A 13953-nucleotide genomic window follows, 5' to 3' on the forward strand; every position below is an offset into this window, starting at 1 on the left:
TTTTAAATTTTCCCTGGACGAAGTGGGGAACGACTCAAGGAAGGATGGGTGATAGTAACTGAGGATGGGGAGCCTGTGAAACCATGTTCTTTCGATCCGACATTGGTTGATGGATAAAGCTTGGCTTAAAACGTTTGAAGGGATCGATGATTTTCTCGGGGAACAACGGGTCAGGCCTCAAGGACCGCCTTGAGGAACTCCCGGGTGCGCTCTTCCTTCGGGTCGAAGAAGACGACCGGCCCCCACTCGCCCCAGGTTTTGGGCGATCTTATGACCTGAGCCGCTTCAAGAAATGGATCAGGACCGCCAGGTCCGCCAGGGCCATCCCGCCGAAGACCCAGGTGATGGTCAGGTCCGTCGTGATCCCTTTCATGGCCATCATCACCGTCATCCCTCCGATGGCCACCGCCATCACCGCACAAAGCGTCATCACGGTGGGGAAAAAGAAATAGCCGAAGGGTCTTTTTTTGAGGAGGGCCCAGCCGGCCAGGACCATGGCGGGAAGGGTGAACCCCAAGTCCAGGACGTGCACCGGATTGGAAGGAAGCCCCACCTCGTCCAGGCTTTTGGGATAGGTCCCCTGGACCAGCGCGGGCAGGTCCTCGGAAAGCCAAAGGAAATAAAAGACCAGGGCGGTGAGGATGAGATAAAGGGCGGGGAAACGGGTGGGGCTTTCCAGGTCGAACCAGATATCCGCCCTTTCCTTTTGGAGCCTCAAGGCGACCAGCACCAGGCCGTAACCCGAGGTCCCAAGGGCGGCTGTATATACGAGGAAGAGTCTGTTGAAGTGCACACAGAAGGCGTAAAGGGTGAAGGAATAGACCAGGTACCCCAAGAGGCCGCCGAGGACAAGGAGGGCCACCCGGCCACCCCGGGCGGCCCGGAAGGTGACCGCCAGCATCAAAGGCACCACGAAGAAGAGGTCCACGTAATCCTGGCCCATTCCCTGGGCGGCCCAGGAGGGTGTTTCCCGGGCGTAGGTCGAAGGAAGCCAGATGCCCCCGATGCTGTCGATGGCCACGGCCAAGGCGGCCAGATAGGAAAGGAGGGGGATCGCTCCCAAGTCCGGTCCCTTCGATCTTTCATTCATGGTCCGCTCCTTACCTGGCGAATAGCATGAGAAAACCCTGGTAGACCAGGAAGCCGGTCCAGCCGGCCCCCACGGCCCTTCTCCCGGAGAGGCGGTGAACGGTCCACACGACCTGGGGATAGAAAACAAGGAAAAGGCCGAGGTAAAGCAACAGGTAGGCCCAGACGATATAGAACCAGGGGCCCCCGTGGTCGACCGATCCCCGCCAATGACCGTAATCCATCCAGCCGGCGACCTGGACCAAGGTCAGGACCAGGTCCGGGAGAAGGGTCGCCAGGGTCCCCAAGGCGGAGGCCCAGCCCGTCAATGCCAGGGTATCCTCGAATTTTCCTTGGCCCCCTAGGAGCCTGGAGAAGATCTGTATCACGGCCGAGGCCAGGATCCAGCCCAGGAGCATCCCGGGAGCGTAGAACCAGGCGGCCCAATGGAAATAACGGTCGGCCGGGATGGCGAGGAATGGCGGAGGAACGGGAGGGGCGTGGAGCAGGTCCAGGAAATGGGCGACCAGAGAGTAGCCCAAACCCACGGACAGCATGGACAGGAAGCCGATCTTTCCGCGGCGGGGGTTCCCGGCCAAATCCTGGAAGGTCATAGGGTCTTACCTAGGCAACGCCGAGAGAGGCCGCTTCACAACGCGATTTCAGGTTCTTCAGTTGCTCGGATTCCATGAAGCGGTGGACGAGCAGGATGATCGGCCCCCCCAGGGACATTTTGAGTCCCGGCTCGAATTCCCCCCGGACCCGCACATAGAGCCGGCAGGCGTCCCGGCCGTGGGGGACCAGGTCGAACTGCCAGGTGGAGCGGTAGGGAAGACCCCAGGCCCCTTTCCGGAGTTCCGGTGGGAGCAATTCAGGGGACCCGAGGACCAGGCCCCTGCCCATTTCCATCCGGAGCACCGCGAAGCCGCCGGTGTCCTTCGGGGTGGCGGGGAAGAGGTCGCCGACCTGGATCCTTTGGAGTTCCGGGTGGACATAGAGGGCGCTGGGAACGCCGCCGTTGTCCAGCCGGTCGTAGCTGTACCAGCCGCCCCGGCGGCAGCCCATCTGCGCCAGCCAAGGCCAGACCCGGTAGGCCGGGGCCTCGATGAGGCGGCTCAGGGTGAGCTGGGCCTTGGGGCGGGGGATCAGGTCGTCGCCGAAAAGGGCGAGGGATTCGGGGTCGGGGGCCGGTCGTTCCCCCAGCGCCTTCTTGAAATGGGCGAGGAGGACCCGCCGGATGGCGTGGGAGAAGGGGCCGATGAGCGACCAATAGGCCCGGAACTTCCGCCAGGAGACCTCGTCGGTGGCCGTGACGCGTACATCGGTCTTGAGGGTGGAGCCGCCCCCGGGAAGGGGATCGACCGAAAGGCTCCAGGCCACCTTGGTGAAACCGGGGTCGTGGAAACGCCGCCATTCCCAGGCGGGGACCTCCAGGAAGGGGATCTTCAACTTCCATACTTTACCGATGGCGCCCAGGGCGACCTCCCGGCCCTTTTGTTCCTCGAGCAACCGGAAACCCGGCTCCGGGATCCTGAAGATGTCGTCGATGGTCATTTGAGGCGGCATCTTGGGGCCCCGGCCGAGGAGGCGGTCCGGGACCGTCCGCAGCCAAAAGAGGCCTTTCACGAAACCGAGTCGGTAAAGATCGAGCTCTCGCGCGGCGGCCCAAGCCTGGTCGGCCGGCGTGGTCACATCGATGCGGTCCACTTGGCGCAGGCGCCAATCGGGGAGGAATTTGTCGAGCGGGGTAAGACTGTGGGTCTCCATGGTGCGCTCCTGATCAATCCTTGTGGGCGAAGAGCTCTTCGCTGTAAGTGGGATCCTTCTCCCCGACCGGGTCCGGGAGCGGTCCGCCCTGGGCGGGGCCTTCGGGAGGCAGGTTTGTGGTAAAGGCCTTCCCATCTTCCCTGCAGATCCTTTTGATGATGTCCTTGCCGGTCATCAGGCAGGTGGGAAGGCCCCCGCCGGGCTGGACCCATTGGCCCGCGAAGTAGAGTCCCCGCAAGCCCTTCAAGGTCTTGGGCAAGGGCTTGAGGAAGCTCTTCAGGTCCGGAAGCCAACCCTCGATAGAGCCCCGCCAGTTATGGGTGTAACGCTCGAAGGTGGTGGGGGTGGCCACGTCGGTCACTTCCACCTGGCTGGTGATCCCCAGGAACCGCTTGTCCAAAAGGGCCAGCACCTTCCGGGAAAGCCCGTGTTTCTCGGCCTCGTATCTCGCCGGGTCGGCATGAAGGGCTTTCCAGTAACCGTAGTCGGTCTGGAAGCTCACCTTCACGATGGTGCGGCCTCTGGGCGCCAAGGTCGGGTCGTGGGCATAGTGCCGGACATAGAGGTACTTCTGGGGCTTTCCCGCGACCTCGAGCGGGGGATCGAGGGGAAGGAGGAGCCCGTGGGGTTCGTGGGACATGTCGCGCCTTACCCCGTAGGAACAGACCACGATGGGGTTGAAAGGCTTGAGGTTTTTGAAACGCTGGTAGAGCTCCTCGTCGTTGTGGCGGTTCTCCAGCAGGCGCTCGAAGGTCATGTGCCCGTCGCCCGCGGCCAGGATGCGGTCGAAGTAATGTTCCGTCCCATCGGCCAGCTCCAGTCCGAAGACCTTCCCGTTCATCTCCAGGATCTTCTCCACCTTGGCCTCGTATTGGACCTTCCCGCCCAATCCCCGATAGCGGGCTTCGATGGACTTGGCGAATTCCAGGGATCCGCCGATGGGATAACCGCCGTTCTTGTTGTGGTGCCAGCCGAGCGGTGTAATGAGCATGAGGATGGACATCTCGGGCATGCCGAAGACCGTTCCGAAGAAGTTCCTCAGGAAGGGGTCCTTGAACTGCAGGGAAAAACGGCGGAAGTTGGTGCGGAGGGCCCAGACGGCCTTTTCCAAATAGACGGGGGCCAGGGGAAGGTCATCCCAATGGAAATTCCACTTGTCCAGGCGCGCGAAGAGCCGGATGGCGTCGGTCAGCCGGTGGATGGGTTTGGCGTCCTGGGGCGAGAAACCCAATAGGTGCTTCTCCAGGCGGTCCACGTCGCTGTAGAGATGGAGGGCCTTCCCTTCGGCCTCGTAGGTCATGAAGACTTCCGGGTGGACGATCCGCTTGCCCTGGAGGGCGCCCAGTTCCAGCCATCCCTGGTGCAAGGGTCCGTAGGGGGCGACCCCTACCAGCCACTCGATGCAGCCGTCGATGGTGTAGTCGTCGCCTTTCTTCCAGGAAGTGCAGAGCCCTCCGGGGATATGGTGCGATTCGAAGATCGTGGTGTCATAGCCGTTCATGCGGGCGTAACAGCCGGCGGCCAACCCGGTCACCCCCGCGCCGATGATGCCGATGGTGCCTTTGCGGTCGTTCATGGAGCCCTCCCTTCAAGGTGGAACCCTTGTCTTTAAGGTAGGGGAAGAGGGGCGGGCCCTCTATGAGGAGGGTCATGGGGAATGGCCTTGCGCGAGGGGATGGGAATGACGGCCTTTTTGCGGGGCTTCGGGAGGCCGGCGACAAGGTAATAACGCCCGGGAAGGTCGACGTCCTATTGGCCCGCTTCTATTCCGCCGCGCCCTTCGTGGGGAGCCGCCTGCTCTTCGCCACCGGGTCCTTCCACCGCCTACATGGGCCTGGGGCTCTTGGTCCCGCGCGCGCCGACCATCCGGATCAGCCATGAGCGGTTCCACCAGACCCTGGATGGAACGGGCGTCGGGCCCGGCTGGGTCAGTCCTTGCGGATGTGGATGCGGTTGGTGACGCCCTTCACGCCCGGGACCTTGGAGGCTTCGGCCCCGAGGGCTTTTTTGGATCCCGGGTCCTTGACCTGACCGATCAAGGTGACCCACCCGCCGCGGCAGACGACCTTGATGCCATGGGCCTTGAGGTCGGCGGCCCTTTCGATCTCCGCTTCCAACTTTTCATCCATGGGGTCCAACTGAGGCCCGGCGGGAGCCGCTTCCTTGGCCTTCCCGATCTTCAGTTCCAGTTTTTCTTCCTTGGTCATGGACATGGCGGGCTCCTTTTGGCTTTTCATGGTTTCCTGGACTACGTTAAGCTTCCGCCGGTCTTTTTGGATGGCCGAAATCATGATGAAGAACGGTTTTTCGGTGGATTTAACATGGGGATGAAGGGATCCCTTATTTTGTCATCGGCCCACGGCTTCATGGGCCTGGTGTAAACTGATCGCAGGCTTTCGATCCCGATCCTGATAGGACCCATGAAACCCTCCGAACTCACCCTCCTTTTCGCCGATGACGAGGCCCCGATCCGCAAGATCTACGAAAAATCCTTTGTCCCGGACGGGTTCAAGGTCATCCTTTGCGAAAGCGCCGGCCAGGTGCTGGAACGGTTGGAAAAGCAGAAGGTGGACCTGCTGGTCCTGGACCTTCATATGCCGGGTATGGATGAGATGGACCTTTTCGCCATCCTTCGGGAGAAATATCCCGCCCTTCCGGCCCTGGTGGTGTCCGGGGCCTATTCGGGGCTGGTGGACGATTTCGCCGCCAAGGGCTACGACACCATCACCTTCTTCAACAAGCCCGCGCCCTTGAAGGAACTCAAAAAGAGCATCTATAAGCTTCTTAAGATCGACGCCCTGGGGACCTTCCTGAACGATAAGGAAGTTGGATAACCCCGGATGGTTTTTCAACCCGTGGATCCCCAGGCCTCGATCATCTCCATTCCCCATCTTCTGGTCCGGGTTGTGAGCCTTGTCATGGAACGATAGGTTTTTGGGTGTTGGACTGTCTTCATGGACACAAAAGGTTCCGGGTTCGATCCATGGCTGATAGCCCCCTGTGGGATGAATTGTGGTTTATGCCGGGCCCATTTGCGAGCCGCGAACCCCTGCCCGGGATGCCGCCGGTTAGGACCGGACGCGCCCAAGACCCGGGCCCGGTGCCCCATGCGGTCTTGCCCGAAACGTCACGGTCGATTTTGTTGTGCTTGTAAGGACTTTCCCTGCGAAAGCCTGAGGAAGCTGGATGCCCGTTATCGGTCGAAGTTCGGAATGAGCGAGATCGAGAACCTGGAACTCATTCGAAAGAATGGCCTGAAGCGGTTTTTGCTGATGGAAAATGAAAAGTGGATCTCAGGCGGGCGAATTCTTTGCGTCCATGACCGGCGTTATTATCCCGAAGCGAAGCGTCACTTATAGAGGATCTCGAAGACCGTCATGCCGATGTTGAATTCCTGTTCCGTGAGCCGGTCTTCCTTGATGCCGCCCAGGTACTGGATCCACTGGCAACGGACCCCGCTCTTCAAGAGGTCCTCGTAGCGGACGGACCGGAAGACCTCCTCACGAAGGCATTCCCGCAGCTTTTTTTCGGCCGCAAGTTTCATTTCCTGGACCTTTTCCTTGGCCAAATGCTCGAAATTGGTCAAGAAATCCGTGACGTGCATTGTCTCTCCGCGGTAGGGGGCCATGCGCCTCTCCTATTTGAAGAAATCCATGAAATCGCGCTTCAAATGTTCGGCGATCAGTTCCAGCGCGTGGATGCTGGGGATGCGTTTCCCGCTCATATAGTTGGAAAGGGCCGACTTGGAAACCCCCGATCCAAATGCCACTTTTTCGGCACTAAAGCCGCTTTGCCGGATCATCCGCCGCAGGTTCTTTGAGATACGGTGTTTATATACGGGCATGGAGAAATATTAGGGATTTTTGAACCTTCAAGCGTCCACAAACGTGGAAAAGGTATGTCTTGACGGTGTTTTTACCGTCTCGGAAGGATCGGGGAAGGGGGAGCGGGGATAGGAGGGTGAAACCGGACAGTTTTTGGGCTACGAGGACTTCGACAAGGGGGGCGAGGGATGATCACCTTTCGCCAAAATCCTGGGAGAGGGTGATGTAATCCGGGTAGTCGAGGTCGTGGCCCGACACCTGGACCGAGGGTTTGAGCTTGAGTGAGACGTGGGTGGGATGGGTGCCCTCGCCGGCGACATTCAAGGCCAAGTTCAACATCGAGTCCAAGGTCTTGCCCGTCAGGACCCTGTTGAGGTCCAGGGAGACGGCCAAAGGAATGGGCGCCACGCCCCCTTGGGCGGGGATCTGGATGCTCCTCGCGAAATCACCCCGGGTCAGTTCGGAACCGTCGATCTCCAGGATCCAGGCGAAATGTCCCATGGCGGCGGGGGAATCGTTGGGATTCCGGCCTTCCAGGTTCAGGGTGAAGGTGAGGGAAAGGGCCCCCGAACTGAGCGCCCTTTGGAGCTTGAACAGGGTCATGGCATCGAACTGGGAAAGGCTGGTCTTGCCTTGCAGGCCGATGCCGGCGATGGCCACGTCCGAGACCGAGACGAGGCGATATTCGCACTTGGAAAGGGTGAGGGCCTTGGCGAAGTCCTTCAAGGTGGAACATCCGGCGAGGGAGACCAGGCAAAGGATAAGGGCCAGCTTTTTCATGGGGCGCTCCTTGGATTTTCCCGGTCATTGGAGCGCAACCTGGCGTCCGGGTAAAGGGGTGTTTGGGTCCATTTTTCCCAGGGGCCTTTTCTGCGGCATCGGTTATTCTTGGACCCATGAAAAGAAGGATCCTTTTATCCCTATTCGTCCTGCCGCTTTTGTCCGCTCCGCCGGGAGCCTTGGCCGATGAGGACATCCCGCCTCCCCCCTTGGTCGCGCCGACACCCATCCCCACCGATACCCCGGTCCCGTTCCATTACCGGATCCCCCCGGACCTCCACGATGGCTGGCCGGTGGGGGACCTGCGCCATGAAGGGGGCGATCTTCGAAAGATCACCCATGCCGTGAATAGCATCGACCTGAACCAGCTATCCGGTATGCGAAGCCTGCTGGTCTTCCGGCACGGGAAATTGTTGCTGGAGGAATATTTCAACGGGGCCGATGCCAGGACCGATCATCCCCTCTTTTCCTGCACCAAGTCGGTCTTTTCCACCGTCTTCGGCATCGCCCAAGACCAGGGACTTTTGAGCGTGGACCAAAAGCTCTATGACCTCTATCCCGACGAACGGGGCAAGGCCGGATGGGACGCGCGCAAGGCGGACATCACCGTCGGGAACATGCTTTCCATGACCTCGGGGCTGGATTGCGACGACGTCGGAGTGGGGGACGCCAATTGCGGGTCCCAAATGGGGCGATCGAAGGATTGGTTGGGCTTCATCTTCGCCCTGCCCATGGCCCATGATCCGGGGAAGGTCTGGACCTACAACGGCTGTTGCCTGTCCCTGCTCTCCAATTTTATCGCCGAAAAAAGCGGCCTGGCTTTTCCCACATACGCCAAGAAGAACCTGTTGGACCCCTTGGGGATCGCCGAAGGCGATTGGGTGACCGGGCCTTCGGGTGTGAACCGGGTGGATTACGGGTTGGCCTGGAAAGCGCGGGACATGGGAAAACTGGGACAGCTCTACTTGAACCAAGGGATGTGGAAAGGGAAGCGTGTCGTTTCCGAGGCCTGGGTGAAGGACGCCACGAGCCTCCATGCGGCCAAGGGGACTTCCTTCCACCATAGTTACGGTTATCTCTGGCATCTCAAGGATATGGGCTATCAAGAAAAGACGGTCCAGGTCTTTTTCGCCAATGGCTACAAGGGCCAGGCCATTTTCGTGTCGCCGGAAGCCGACCTGGTCTGCGTGGTGACCGCGGACAGTCCGGATGACACCATTTACACCAAGGAAGAGCAGCTTTTCGAGGACGATATCCTCGGGGCCTTCCGATGAAAGGGAGTTGAGGGATGCCTGAGATCAAGAAAGCCTACGCCACCCTGATGGTCGACGATCTGGATCGGTCCATCGACTTCTACACCAACGTGTTGGGGCTCGTGGAGGACCTGCGTTTCGGGGATAACTGGGCCGAGATGGTCACGAAGGGCATCACCATCGGGTTGCATCCCAAGAAGATGGACTCTTCACCCGAGCTGGCCGCCAAGATGGGCTGGGGGGCGGTTGCCCATCCTCATGGTGGCGCCGTCGCAAGCTCCGGCGCCTCGGCTGGGCACAAACCAGGTGCGGCCCACGCACAGCAGCCCCATAACCTCACCATCGGCTTCGAGGTGAAGGACATCCGGGCCGCCGCCAAGGAGATGGAAGCCAAGGGGGTGCGGTTCCATTTCCAGGAGAACGAGGTCAATATCCTGGCTTTTTTCTTCGATCCCGATGGCGCGCCGCTTTACCTGACACAGGTGCGGTGAAGATGAGGGTCGGGTGGATATCCTTTTCTGTTGTTATAATCGGCCGACGCCACTGAATTTTTGGGCCGGGAGGGTGCCGTGGAGAGAAAGCCGTTCCTATGGCTCCTGCCCATCCTTGTGATTTGGCCTTGGGCTTGCACGACCCATTATTCCCTGGCCCCCGTCAGCTCTGGTTCCGGGCCGGTCACCCATTGCTCCACAGGCCCCCATCCTTACATCCTGACCTGGGGCTCCAACGGGACCGGGAACGGTCAATTTTCCTTCCCGGCCGCTGTCGTCTCCGGTTCCGGGGGCAAGATCTACGTCGCCGATTTCCAGAATTCCCGCGTCGAGGTCTTCAATTCCTCCGGGACCTACCAGTCCCAATGGGGTGGGGTGGGATCCGGGAACGGTCAATTCAACGGCGCCACGGGCGTGGCAGCGGATGCCTCCGGGAACATTTATGTGACCGATTACCAGAACAGCCGGGTCCAAAAATTCAACAGCTCGGGGACCTACCTTTCCCAATGGGGAACTTACGGGTCCTCGAACGGCCAATTCCACACGCCGGACGGCATCGCGGTGGACGGTTCCGGGAACGTTTATGTCGTCGATTCGGGCTTGGGCACCATCCAAAAATTCACTTCCGCCGGCAGTTATCTGTCCCAGATGGGAGGCGGGCTCCTTTCGGGACCCGGACCATTGGATGTGGATTCCTCCGGGAGCGTGTATGTGGATGATTACGGGAACGATCGGATCGCGGTCTTCACCTCGACAGGCGCCTATTCCTATTCGATCGGAAGCACGGGATCGGGTAACGGACAATTCAACGGTCCCTTCGGCGTGCGATTGGACGGTTGTGGCAACCTTTATGTGGCCGACGGTTATAACAGCCGGGTCCAGGAATTCAGCGTTTCGGGGACCTATGAATACCAATGGGGGACCTATGGGACGGCCGCGGGTCAGTTCCTGCGCCCAGGCGGCCTGGGGATCGATACCAATGGGAACCTCTACGTGACCGACGCCACCAACAACACCGTCCAAAAGTTCCAGCCCTAGCCATCCAAGGTCCGGCCGATCCCATCTTTGAGGACATCCCGAACAGTCTCGGGGGCATCCTCATCAAGAAGATGATGGGAAAAGGTTGGAAGGGGACGTTCGAGGAACGCATTCCCCTGGTGCTTCAATATGCGCCCAGAAGGATGGGAAAATGTCCCGAAGGATCGGAAGCTGGTCAAGGCGGCTGTCACGCCTGAGGCCCTGAAATCCACCCATTAACCGTTTGCCCTTCGGGAGGTACTACACTAAAAGTGTAGTACCAGGCAGGACCGTTCTTTTGGACCTGGGTGGAGGAATCATCCCGGGCTTCTGTTAGAATCCGCCCATTCCAAAGCTTGGAAATGGGGAATCATGCGGTCCATCATGAAGGTCCGAGCCATCCTGTGGTCGATCCCGGCGGTCCTTCTTTTGTCCTTCCTCCAAGGGTGTCCCGGGAGCAGCAACCCTACCACCCCGAACAATCCCGCGACCTCGACCGTTACGGCGACCCCGAGTTCCACCACCTCCACCACCCCGACCCTGACGGTCTCTTCCACCGCCACTTCCAGTGCCACCCATACGGGGACCGATTCGCCCACGGCGTCGCCGTCGACCACGCCAACGTCCAGCCCCACGCCCATGGCCACCCCTACCATCACCCTTACCCCCACGAATTCGACAACGGCGACACCGTCGTCTTCACCCACCGATTCACCTTCGGCTACGCCAACGCCCACGATCACCCAGACCCCGACCAAGACCTCTACCCCGACCATCACCAGCACGCCCACCGTGACCGCTACCCCGACCTTGGACAATCCGACCTTCCTCCTTCAATGGGGCGGTACCGGCTGCACCAGCGGCAACAGCGACGGCCAGTTGGCTTATCCTTACGATGTAACTTGGAATTCCTCGGGAACGACCCTTTACGCAATGGATACCAATAACTACCGCGTTCAATATTTCACCAACTCAGGGAGTTTCCTGGGGAAATGGGGCTCGAATGGCTCCGGCCCCGGTCAATTCTACTATCCGACAAGTTTATCCCGGCCATCCTCGGGGACGACCATCTTTGTGAACGACTTTACGAGACAGAAAATCAATTCCTTCGATCTGACGGGGACCTATCTGACGAGTTTTTCGACGCCATCGACTGTGTACTGTTATTGGATCAAGGCCAATTCGGCAGGAACGACCATTTATTTGACCGATACGGACAACAGCAAGATCTTCGCTTATAGCTCAGCCGGGGTTTCCCTATTTAATTTCGGTTCCGGCCAGCTCTCCCATCCGCAGCAGGTCGAGATCAATTCAGCCGGGACCAGTATTTACGTGGCGGACCGGGACGACCAGCGGATCATGATCTTCGACTCGGCGGGAGTCTCCATCGGCAGCATTGTGGGAGCCCCAGGGCCCACCTTCCTCTTGGGGCCCACCGGGGTCGCCTTGAACAGCGCGGGAACGACCCTCTATGTCACCGACCCCTATTTCGACAACGTGAAGATGTTCGACCCGGCGACGGGGAATTCCCTGGGAACGGCGGGGAGTTTGGGGAACGGGAACGGTCAGGTCAATTATCCGCAGGGGATCGCCGTGAACAGCGCTGGGACCACCGTGGCCATCGCGGATTCAGGCAACAACCGGGTCGAACTCTTCGACGGGGCCATGAATTACATCACGGATTTTGGAACGGCTGGAGCGGTGCCGGATGGGAAGTTCTGCCAACCCTATGGCATCTCCACGGATGGCGCCGGGGCCACGGTCTTCGTGGCGGACCAAGCCAACAACCGGGTCCAATTCTTCGATAACTTGGGCAATTTCCTGGGCAAATGGGGGACCTTGGGTTCGGCCGACGGAGAACTGCAGACCCCATCGGGGATCGTAGCGAACAGCGCGGGCACGACCATCTATGTCCTATGCAGGGGGAACAACTACCGGATCGAATATTTCAGCGGGACCGGGACCTATTTGGGCAAATTCTCGACCCTCTATGATCCCTTTGGGATGGCCTTGAACTCCGCGGGAACCACCCTTTATGTGGCCGATGGGACCGTTGGGGTCTACGCTTACAGCCCGACGGGCGTTTACCTGGCGACCTTGGGGTCCAGCGGCGCAGGGGATGGACAATTCAACAATCCCCAGGGCATTGCCATCAATAGCTCGGGGACCACGATCTATGTGGCGGATACTGGGAACAGCCGGGTCCAGGCCATCAGCCCGTCCGGGACCTTTTTGACGAAGTGGGGCCCATCGGGATCGGGTTTCAGCCTCAGCCAACCTTACGGGGTGGCGGTAAACGCGGCCGGAACGAACGTCTATGTGGTGGACAATGCCAATAACAACTTATTGTCCTTCAGTCCCACCGGGTTCTTCTTGGGGAGCAAAACCGGGATCTCGAGCCCCTTGGGCCTCGCGTTGGATCCTTCCGGCAAGATCTACGTCAGCGACGGCATTAACCAGGTCCAGAAGTTCGCGCCTTAAGTTCCCCGCCTTTCTTCAAACGATTAATCTTTTGCTTAATTATTTCGATTGACAGTTAAGCTATCGCTTAATAATATTCTCCCATGAACCGACGACCTGCCCACGAAGACGTCTTCCAGGCCATCGCCCACCCGACCCGGCGCAAATTGCTGGAGCTACTGGAAAAGGGGGAATTGCCGGTAGCCGAATTGGCGAAGGATTTCCACGCCACCGCACCCGCCCTTTCCCAACACCTGACGGTCCTGAAGAAAGCCGGGTTGGTGAGCGAGCGCCGGGAAGGGCGCCAGCGCCTTTACCGGCTCACGCCAACGCCCCTGAAGGAAGTGGAGGATTGGGTCTCCTCCCACAAGGCCTATTGGGTGGTCAAGATGGCGGCTTTGGGCGACTACTTGAGGAGGAAACATGGGCAAGATCGAACTTGAGGCCTATTATCCCTATTCCATTGAGAACGTGTGGGAGGCCCTGACGCGACCAGAGGCTTTGGAACAATGGCTCATGAAGAACGAGGGGTTCGAGCCGGTCCAAGGGAAGAAGTTCAACTTTTATGCCAAACCGGTCATGGGTTGGGATGGGAAGGCCCGTTGTGAGGTCCTGGAGGTCGAGAAGCCCCATAGGATCGTGTGGAGCCAGTGCGGCAACGACGAAGGGAAGGACCCTTTCATCATGACCTGGACCTTGAAGCAGGAGGGCCCGGGGACCCGCTTGACCCTGCTCCATGAGGGCATCCCGAACAGCCTCAAGGGCATCCTCATCAAGAAGATGATGGGAAAAGGTTGGAAGGGGATGTTCGAGAAACGCATTCCCCTGGTGCTTCAATATGCCGCCCAGAAGGGATGGGGCCAATTCCCGAGGGACCGCCGACTGGCCGAGACGGATTGCCACGCCTAAAAATCACCTTGGGGGTTTTGAATGCCTGTCTGCCTTGGATGTGGAAGCGAAATGAACGAGGTTTCCCGGAAGATCATCAAGGGGGAAGTGGCCAAGGGAACGCCTAACTACAAGGTGGAATATCACTGCGAAAATGTGAAATGCGGAAAAAAGGGCCAGCGGAAGGCTTTTCTTGACGATGGGCTGATGTTCATCCCACTTCCCGATGGAAAATAAAGCTGTCATTGCGAGGGGTGGACCACCGATTAGGCGGTCGTTCATGACGAACCAACCCCAGTTCCAGAATAACTTCCTTGGGAAACGGCTTATTTCAAACTGAGATTGCCGCGTCGTTTTCGCTCCGCTATTCGCGGGTCACTCCTCGCAATGACAGAAAAGGCCAGG

The 13953-nt window shown here is 59.4% G+C and carries 18 protein-coding genes; 10 read left to right on the forward strand and 8 right to left on the reverse strand.

Translation table 11 applies throughout. The features are described 5' to 3' along the window. Positions 1–268: 268 nt before the first annotated feature. Genes VHE12_05390 through VHE12_05405 form a run of 4 tightly spaced genes read right to left on the reverse strand, consistent with a single transcriptional unit; the run spans position 269 to position 4411 of the window. On the reverse strand, positions 269–1090 hold the full coding sequence (locus VHE12_05390; GenBank protein HVZ80223.1) for a hypothetical protein: 822 nt from the start codon (positions 1088–1090) through the stop codon (positions 269–271). A gap of 10 nt (positions 1091–1100) precedes the next feature. Beyond that, the gene (locus tag VHE12_05395; GenBank protein ID HVZ80224.1) at positions 1101–1682 is read right to left on the reverse strand and encodes a YIP1 family protein; all 582 of its coding nucleotides are present in this window, start codon (positions 1680–1682) and stop codon (positions 1101–1103) included. 10 nt (positions 1683–1692) lie between these two features. Next, on the reverse strand, positions 1693–2835 hold the full coding sequence (locus VHE12_05400; protein ID HVZ80225.1) for an SRPBCC family protein: 1143 nt from the start codon (positions 2833–2835) through the stop codon (positions 1693–1695). Between the two features lie 13 nt (positions 2836–2848). Next, positions 2849–4411, reverse strand: coding sequence for an NAD(P)/FAD-dependent oxidoreductase (locus tag VHE12_05405; GenBank protein HVZ80226.1), 1563 nt, complete (start codon positions 4409–4411; stop codon positions 2849–2851). Between the two features lie 74 nt (positions 4412–4485). Here VHE12_05405 and VHE12_05410 point away from each other — a divergent pair, with 74 nt between their 5' ends. Next, a complete protein-coding gene (locus tag VHE12_05410; GenBank protein HVZ80227.1) occupies positions 4486–4716 on the forward strand; it encodes a hypothetical protein in 231 nt (76 codons plus the stop codon). 47 nt (positions 4717–4763) lie between these two features. Here VHE12_05410 and VHE12_05415 read toward each other — a convergent pair whose 3' ends face one another. Then, positions 4764–5072, reverse strand: a complete 309-nt coding sequence (locus VHE12_05415) for a BON domain-containing protein (GenBank protein HVZ80228.1) — start codon at positions 5070–5072, stop codon at positions 4764–4766. A 183-nt stretch (positions 5073–5255) separates the two neighbouring features. Between VHE12_05415 and VHE12_05420 the strand changes: the two genes are divergently transcribed. Continuing rightward, the gene (locus VHE12_05420) at positions 5256–5669 is read left to right on the forward strand and encodes a response regulator (protein ID HVZ80229.1); all 414 of its coding nucleotides are present in this window, start codon (positions 5256–5258) and stop codon (positions 5667–5669) included. Between the two features lie 378 nt (positions 5670–6047). After that, complete coding sequence (locus tag VHE12_05425; protein HVZ80230.1) at positions 6048–6194, forward strand: hypothetical protein; 147 nt, start codon at positions 6048–6050, stop codon at positions 6192–6194. On the opposite strand, the gene VHE12_05430 is transcribed toward VHE12_05425, so the two are convergent. From VHE12_05430 to VHE12_05440, 3 genes are all read right to left on the reverse strand, one after another. Next, positions 6185–6463 (reverse strand): hypothetical protein, encoded by a 279-nt coding sequence (locus tag VHE12_05430; GenBank protein ID HVZ80231.1) that lies wholly within the window; start codon positions 6461–6463, stop codon positions 6185–6187. The two genes, VHE12_05425 and VHE12_05430, sit on opposite strands and share 10 nt — an antisense overlap. A gap of 9 nt (positions 6464–6472) precedes the next feature. Next, a complete protein-coding gene (locus VHE12_05435; GenBank protein ID HVZ80232.1) occupies positions 6473–6679 on the reverse strand; it encodes a helix-turn-helix transcriptional regulator in 207 nt (68 codons plus the stop codon). 172 nt (positions 6680–6851) lie between these two features. After that, complete coding sequence (locus tag VHE12_05440; GenBank protein ID HVZ80233.1) at positions 6852–7439, reverse strand: hypothetical protein; 588 nt, start codon at positions 7437–7439, stop codon at positions 6852–6854. A 116-nt stretch (positions 7440–7555) separates the two neighbouring features. Here VHE12_05440 and VHE12_05445 point away from each other — a divergent pair, with 116 nt between their 5' ends. The 7 genes from VHE12_05445 (at position 7556) to VHE12_05475 (ending at position 13785) form a co-directional block, all read left to right on the forward strand. Then, on the forward strand, positions 7556–8713 hold the full coding sequence (locus tag VHE12_05445) for a serine hydrolase (protein ID HVZ80234.1): 1158 nt from the start codon (positions 7556–7558) through the stop codon (positions 8711–8713). Between the two features lie 14 nt (positions 8714–8727). After that, the gene (locus VHE12_05450) at positions 8728–9183 is read left to right on the forward strand and encodes a VOC family protein (protein ID HVZ80235.1); all 456 of its coding nucleotides are present in this window, start codon (positions 8728–8730) and stop codon (positions 9181–9183) included. Between the two features lie 78 nt (positions 9184–9261). Next, positions 9262–10221 carry a 6-bladed beta-propeller gene (locus VHE12_05455; protein ID HVZ80236.1) on the forward strand — a complete coding sequence of 320 codons (960 nt, stop codon included), beginning with the start codon at positions 9262–9264 and terminating at the stop codon, positions 10219–10221. A 351-nt stretch (positions 10222–10572) separates the two neighbouring features. Beyond that, the gene (locus tag VHE12_05460; protein HVZ80237.1) at positions 10573–12681 is read left to right on the forward strand and encodes a 6-bladed beta-propeller; all 2109 of its coding nucleotides are present in this window, start codon (positions 10573–10575) and stop codon (positions 12679–12681) included. Between the two features lie 83 nt (positions 12682–12764). Continuing rightward, complete coding sequence (locus VHE12_05465) at positions 12765–13103, forward strand: metalloregulator ArsR/SmtB family transcription factor (GenBank protein ID HVZ80238.1); 339 nt, start codon at positions 12765–12767, stop codon at positions 13101–13103. Next, positions 13084–13569: an SRPBCC domain-containing protein gene (locus VHE12_05470; protein ID HVZ80239.1), complete on the forward strand. Its 486-nt coding sequence runs from the start codon at positions 13084–13086 to the stop codon at positions 13567–13569. The genes VHE12_05465 and VHE12_05470 overlap by 20 nt, the downstream gene beginning before the upstream one ends. Before the next feature lie 51 nt (positions 13570–13620). Then, positions 13621–13785: a hypothetical protein gene (locus tag VHE12_05475; GenBank protein HVZ80240.1), complete on the forward strand. Its 165-nt coding sequence runs from the start codon at positions 13621–13623 to the stop codon at positions 13783–13785. Positions 13786–13953: the final 168 nt, after the last annotated feature.

The sequence above is a fragment of the bacterium genome (assembly GCA_035549195.1).
Taxonomy (GTDB): Bacteria; Oederibacteriota; Muellerivitia; order Muellerivitales; family Muellerivitaceae; genus DASZRK01.

Excerpts from the sequence above, each read along its gene's own strand:
- VHE12_05390 (HVZ80223.1), bottom strand. The coding sequence starts at position 1,090 with ATGAATGAAAGATCGAAGGGACCGGACTTGGGAGCGATCCCCCTCCTT.
- VHE12_05395 (HVZ80224.1), bottom strand. The coding sequence starts at position 1,682 with ATGACCTTCCAGGATTTGGCCGGGAACCCCCGCCGCGGAAAGATCGGC.
- VHE12_05400 (HVZ80225.1), bottom strand. The coding sequence starts at position 2,835 with ATGGAGACCCACAGTCTTACCCCGCTCGACAAATTCCTCCCCGATTGG.
- VHE12_05405 (HVZ80226.1), bottom strand. The coding sequence starts at position 4,411 with ATGAACGACCGCAAAGGCACCATCGGCATCATCGGCGCGGGGGTGACC.
- VHE12_05410 (HVZ80227.1), top strand. The coding sequence starts at position 4,486 with ATGGGGAATGGCCTTGCGCGAGGGGATGGGAATGACGGCCTTTTTGCG.
- VHE12_05415 (HVZ80228.1), bottom strand. The coding sequence starts at position 5,072 with ATGAAAAGCCAAAAGGAGCCCGCCATGTCCATGACCAAGGAAGAAAAA.
- VHE12_05420 (HVZ80229.1), top strand. The coding sequence starts at position 5,256 with ATGAAACCCTCCGAACTCACCCTCCTTTTCGCCGATGACGAGGCCCCG.
- VHE12_05425 (HVZ80230.1), top strand. The coding sequence starts at position 6,048 with ATGAGCGAGATCGAGAACCTGGAACTCATTCGAAAGAATGGCCTGAAG.
- VHE12_05430 (HVZ80231.1), bottom strand. The coding sequence starts at position 6,463 with ATGGCCCCCTACCGCGGAGAGACAATGCACGTCACGGATTTCTTGACC.
- VHE12_05435 (HVZ80232.1), bottom strand. The coding sequence starts at position 6,679 with ATGCCCGTATATAAACACCGTATCTCAAAGAACCTGCGGCGGATGATC.
- VHE12_05440 (HVZ80233.1), bottom strand. The coding sequence starts at position 7,439 with ATGAAAAAGCTGGCCCTTATCCTTTGCCTGGTCTCCCTCGCCGGATGT.
- VHE12_05445 (HVZ80234.1), top strand. The coding sequence starts at position 7,556 with ATGAAAAGAAGGATCCTTTTATCCCTATTCGTCCTGCCGCTTTTGTCC.
- VHE12_05450 (HVZ80235.1), top strand. The coding sequence starts at position 8,728 with ATGCCTGAGATCAAGAAAGCCTACGCCACCCTGATGGTCGACGATCTG.
- VHE12_05460 (HVZ80237.1), top strand. The coding sequence starts at position 10,573 with ATGCGGTCCATCATGAAGGTCCGAGCCATCCTGTGGTCGATCCCGGCG.
- VHE12_05465 (HVZ80238.1), top strand. The coding sequence starts at position 12,765 with ATGAACCGACGACCTGCCCACGAAGACGTCTTCCAGGCCATCGCCCAC.
- VHE12_05470 (HVZ80239.1), top strand. The coding sequence starts at position 13,084 with ATGGGCAAGATCGAACTTGAGGCCTATTATCCCTATTCCATTGAGAAC.
- VHE12_05475 (HVZ80240.1), top strand. The coding sequence starts at position 13,621 with ATGAACGAGGTTTCCCGGAAGATCATCAAGGGGGAAGTGGCCAAGGGA.